1 protein-coding gene and 3 rRNA genes are annotated in these 5,487 nt (G+C 54.9%); 1 reads left to right on the top strand and 3 read right to left on the bottom strand.

Annotation, left to right across the window (positions count from 1 at the left end):
* Positions 1-2 precede the first annotated feature (2 nt).
* From rrf to BJF89_RS09805, 3 genes are all read right to left on the bottom strand, one after another.
* Positions 3-119: ribosomal RNA gene (rrf, locus tag BJF89_RS09815) — 5S ribosomal RNA — on the bottom strand.
* A 145-nt stretch (positions 120-264) separates the two neighbouring features.
* Positions 265-3,346: ribosomal RNA gene (locus BJF89_RS09810) — 23S ribosomal RNA — on the bottom strand.
* 344 nt (positions 3,347-3,690) lie between these two features.
* Positions 3,691-5,217, bottom strand: a 16S ribosomal RNA gene (locus BJF89_RS09805).
* The 16S, 23S and 5S rRNA genes sit together here, the layout of an rRNA operon.
* A gap of 67 nt (positions 5,218-5,284) precedes the next feature.
* Between BJF89_RS09805 and BJF89_RS19130 the strand changes: the two genes are divergently transcribed.
* The coding region (locus tag BJF89_RS19130; RefSeq protein ID WP_222843826.1) for a hypothetical protein at positions 5,285-5,487 on the top strand (203 nt) is incomplete at its 3' end.

The following is a 5,487-nucleotide window of genomic DNA, read 5'->3' as shown; positions in this document are numbered from 1 at the left end:
GATGCCGGCGGCGTCCTACTCTCCCACACCCTCCCGGGTGCAGTACCATCGGCGCAGGCAGGCTTAGCTTCCGGGTTCGGAAAGGGACCGGGCGTGACCCCGCCGCTAAAACCACCGACAAACACACACGAAACAAACACACACCCAACCACAACCCCCACAACAACAGGGGTCACACAGTTGGTGTGCTGTGCCGTTCCAGACACTGCACAATGAACGCGAACATCTTCACACTTCTACACAGCAGAATCACTCGTTACACAAATAATGTTATCCTCGGTCAATTAGTACCGGTCACCTCCAACACTCACATGCTGTCCAGATCCGGCCTATCAACCCCGTCGTCTACAGGGAACCTCAAACGAAACCTCATCTCGAAACAGGCTTCCCGCTTAGATGCTTTCAGCGGTTATCCCTCCCATACGTAGCCAACCAGCCATGCCACGGGCGTGACAACTGGCCCACCAGAGGTATGTCCAACCCGGTCCTCTCGTACTAGGGTCAGCCTTTCTCAAGTTTCAACGCGCACGGCGGATAGAGACCGAACTGTCTCACGACGTTCTAAACCCAGCTCGCGTGCCGCTTTAATGGGCGAACAGCCCAACCCTTGGGACCAACTCCAGCCCCAGGATGCGACGAGCCGACATCGAGGTGCCAAACCATCCCGTCGATATGGACTCTTGGGGAAGATCAGCCTGTTATCCCCGGGGTACCTTTTATCCGTTGAGCGACACCGCTTCCACAAGCCGGTGCCGGATCACTAGTCCCTACTTTCGTACCTGCTCGACCTGTCAGTCTCACAGTCAAGCTCCCTTGTGCACTTACACTCAACACCTGATTACCAACCAGGCTGAGGGAACCTTTGGGCGCCTCCGTTACTCTTTGGGAGGCAACCGCCCCAGTTAAACTACCCACCAGGCACTGTCCCTAACCCAGATCATGGGCCGAGGTTCAGATATCCAGCACGATCAGAGTGGTATTTCAACAACGACTCCACAACCACTAGCGTGGCCGCTTCACAGTCTCCCACCTATCCTACACAAACCGAACCGAACACCAATACCAAGCTATAGTGAAGGTCCCGGGGTCTTTTCGTCCTGCCGCGCGTAACGAGCATCTTTACTCGTACTGCAATTTCGCCGGGCCTGTGGTTGAGACAGCAGGGAAGTCGTTACGCCATTCGTGCAGGTCGGAACTTACCCGACAAGGAATTTCGCTACCTTAGGATGGTTATAGTTACCACCGCCGTTTACTGGGGCTTAAATTCTCCGCTTCGGTGAAAACACCTAACAGGTCCTCTTAACCTTCCAGCACCGGGCAGGCGTCAGTCCGTATACATCGACTTACCGTCTTCGCACGGACCTGTGTTTTTAGTAAACAGTCGCTTCCCTCTATCCTCTGCGACCCACACCAGCTCCAGCCGAAAAAGCCTTCACCAGCACGGGCCCCCCTTCTCCCGAAGTTACGGGGGCATTTTGCCGAGTTCCTTAACCACAGTTCACCCGATCGCCTTAGTATTCTCTACCTGACCACCTGTGTCGGTTTGGGGTACGGGCCGAATGTGCACATCGCTAGAGGCTTTTCTCGACAGCATAGGATCACCGACATCCCCGCAAACGGGTACGCATCACGCCTCACCCATCATGAGCCCCGGATTTACCTAGGACTCGGGCCACACGCTTACACCACAATCCAATAAGTGGCTCGGCTACCTTCCTGCGTCACCCCATCACTTGGCTACTACCAGCTCAGGTCCCGCGCATCCACCAACGCCAAGCCCACAAAGTAGACCCAGCAAGAAAGCTTCAGGGCGGTTAGTATCGCTGATTCACCATGGTCGCACACACACGGGTACGGGAATATCAACCCGTTATCCATCGACTACGCCTGTCGGCCTCGCCTTAGGCCCCGACTCACCCTGGGAAGATTAACTTGACCCAGGAACCCTTGGTCATCCGGCGGATGAGGTTCTCACTCATCATTCGCTACTCATGCCTGCATTCTCACTCGCATAGCGTCCAGCACTGGGTCACCCCGCACCTTCACTCGCCACACGACGCTCCCCTACCAACCCACACAACAGTGTGAGTTCCGCGGCTTCGGCGGTGTACTTGAGCCCCACTACATTGTCGGCGCAGAACCACTCGACCAGTGAGCTATTACGCACTCTTTCAAGGATGGCTGCTTCTAAGCCAACCTCCTGGCTGTCTTCGCGATCCCACATCCTTTTCCACTTAGTACACCCTTAGGGGCCTTAGCCGGCGATCTGGGCTGTTTCCCTCTCGACTACGAAGCTTATCCCCCGCAGTCTCACTGCCGCGCTCTCACTTACCGGCATTCGGAGTTTGGCTGATGTCGCTAAGATGGTAGTCCCGCTAAACCAACCAGTAGCTCTACCTCCGGCAAGAAACACACGACGCTGCACCTAAATGCATTTCGGGGAGAACCAGCTATCACGGAGTTTGATTGGCCTTTCACCCCTACCCACAACTCATCCCCTCAGTTTTCAACCTAAGTGGGTTCGCGCCTCCACGACGTCTTACCGTCGCTTCACACTGGCCATGGGTAGATCACCCCGCTTCGGGTCCAGGACACGCCACTAACAACACACTAGTTAGTATTCGCTTTCGCTACGGCTACCCCACACGGGTTAACCTCGCGACGTGCCGCTGACTCGCAGGCTCATTCTTCAAAAGGCACGCCATCACCCCACAAGGAGGCTCTGACGGATTGTAGGCACACGGTTTCAGGTACTATTTCACTCCCCTCCCGGGGTACTTTTCACCATTCCCTCACGGTACTAATCCGCTATCGGTCACAACAAGTATTCAGGCTTACCGGGTGGTCCCGGCAGATTCACAGCAGATTCCACGAGCCCGCTGCTACTCGGGGACACTTGCAACCCACATGCATGATGCTTTCACGTACCGGACTCTCACCGTCTACGGCAGGCCATTCCAAACCACTTCCGCTAACACCACACACACAGGCGGCAGGCTGACAGACCCACCACACAAGACCCCACAACACCCCACATGCAACCCCTGCCAGGTATCACACACATAAGGTTTAGCCAAAAATCCGATTTCGCTCGCCGCTACTCACGGAATCACTATTGTTTTCTTCTCCTACGGGTACTGAGATGTTTCACTTCCCCGCGTTCCCTCCACACCAGCTATATATTCACCAGCGGGTGACCGCGCATAACCACGGCCGGGTTTCCCCATTCGGACATCCTCGGATCAACGCTCAGTTGGCAACTCCCCGAGGCATTTCGCAGCCTCTCACGTCCTTCATCGGCTCATTGTGCCAAGGCATCCACCGTGCGCCCTTCACAGACAACACTAAAACAAACAAAGATGACTCTACAAAATTGCATAAAATAAAGAAGATACTCGCGTCCACTATACAGTTCTCAAACAACACGACACCCACAACCACACGCACACCAGAAGCACACGCACAATCAAGAAGATGCCCAACAAAACAGGAGCATGCTGCCCCAGACACCCAACACCGCAACAAACCACACTTTTCGCCAACACCACATAAAGCCATGCGACAAACAAACGATGATCCAGACATGATCTCCACCCGGATTCAACACGCAGACTACGCAAACCCCCCACCCACACACGCATGAACGCGCAGGGCAAGGCAAGTAAGGCCTGCAACCAAAAAGCTCCTTAGAAAGGAGGTGATCCAGCCGCACCTTCCGGTACGGCTACCTTGTTACGACTTCGTCCCAATCGCCGATCCCACCTTCGACAGCTCCCTAACGAGTTTGGGCCACTGGCTTCGGGTGTTACCAACTTTCATGACGTGACGGGCGGTGTGTACAAGGCCCGGGAACGTATTCACCGCAGCGTTGCTGATCTGCGATTACTAGCGACTCCGACTTCATGGAGTCGAGTTGCAGACTCCAATCCGAACTGAGACCGGCTTTAAGGGATTAGCTCCACCTCACGGCATCGCAACCCACTGTACCGACCATTGTAGCATGTGTGAAGCCCTGGACATAAGGGGCATGATGATTTGACGTCATCCCCACCTTCCTCCGAGTTAACCCCGGCAGTCTCTCGCGAGTCCCCACCATAACGTGCTGGCAACACAAGACAAGGGTTGCGCTCGTTGCGGGACTTAACCCAACATCTCACGACACGAGCTGACGACAACCATGCACCACCTGTATACAGACCACAAGGGAAAACACATCTCTGTGCCGATCCTGCATATGTCAAGCCCAGGTAAGGTTCTTCGCGTTGCATCGAATTAATCCACATGCTCCGCCGCTTGTGCGGGCCCCCGTCAATTCCTTTGAGTTTTAGCCTTGCGGCCGTACTCCCCAGGCGGGGCGCTTAATGCGTTAGCTACGGCACGGAAGTCGTGGAAGACCCCCACACCTAGCGCCCACCGTTTACGGCATGGACTACCAGGGTATCTAATCCTGTTCGCTACCCATGCTTTCGCTCCTCAGCGTCAGTAACTGCCCAGAGACCTGCCTTCGCCATCGGTGTTCCTCCTGATATCTGCGCATTTCACCGCTACACCAGGAATTCCAGTCTCCCCTACAGTACTCAAGTTATGCCCGTATCGCCTGCACGCCCGGAGTTAAGCCCCGGAATTTCACAGACGACGTGACAAACCACCTACGAGCTCTTTACGCCCAGTAATTCCGGACAACGCTCGCACCCTACGTATTACCGCGGCTGCTGGCACGTAGTTAGCCGGTGCTTCTTCTACCACTACCGTCACTGACCCAACAAGGCCAGCTTCGTCATGGCTGAAAGGAGTTTACAACCCGAAGGCCTTCATCCCCCACGCGGCGTCGCTGCATCAGGCTTGCGCCCATTGTGCAATATTCCCCACTGCTGCCTCCCGTAGGAGTCTGGGCCGTGTCTCAGTCCCAATGTGGCCGTCCACCCTCTCAGGCCGGCTACCCGTCGACGCCTTGGTAGGCCATTACCCCACCAACAAGCTGATAGGCCGCGGGCTCATCCTGCACCGAAAAACTTTCCACCACCGACACTAAACGATGGTCCTATCCGGTATTAGACCCAGTTCCCAGGCTTATCCCGAAGTGCAGGGCAGATCACCCACGTGTTACTCACCCGTTCGCCACTCGAGTACCCTGCAAGCAGGGCCTTTCCGTTCGACTTGCATGTGTTAAGCACGCCGCCAGCGTTCGTCCTGAGCCAGGATCAAACTCTCCATAAAAGCATATCAGCCCTACAAAAAGCCTGAACATACTGGCAAACAAAAAATACTGAACTACTGACAAAAAATGTCAATCAACATCAACCCGCACCACGGGGGTGGCACGAGCCAACACATCAACACCAATCAGCAGCACAATAAGAAAAGAACAATATTTAACAAGCAATCACGCTTGCCGGTACCATCCCAAACCACCGCGCCACACAACCGGTGCGACAAAAAATACTTGGTTTGTTACGCTATTGAGTTCTCAAACAACACACGCACACA

Source organism: Corynebacterium sp. CNJ-954 (assembly GCF_001942345.1).
Classification (GTDB): domain Bacteria; phylum Actinomycetota; class Actinomycetes; order Mycobacteriales; family Mycobacteriaceae; genus Corynebacterium.
Note: the sequence above shows the minus strand (reverse complement) of the source record. Positions and strands in the feature narration are given on the sequence as shown.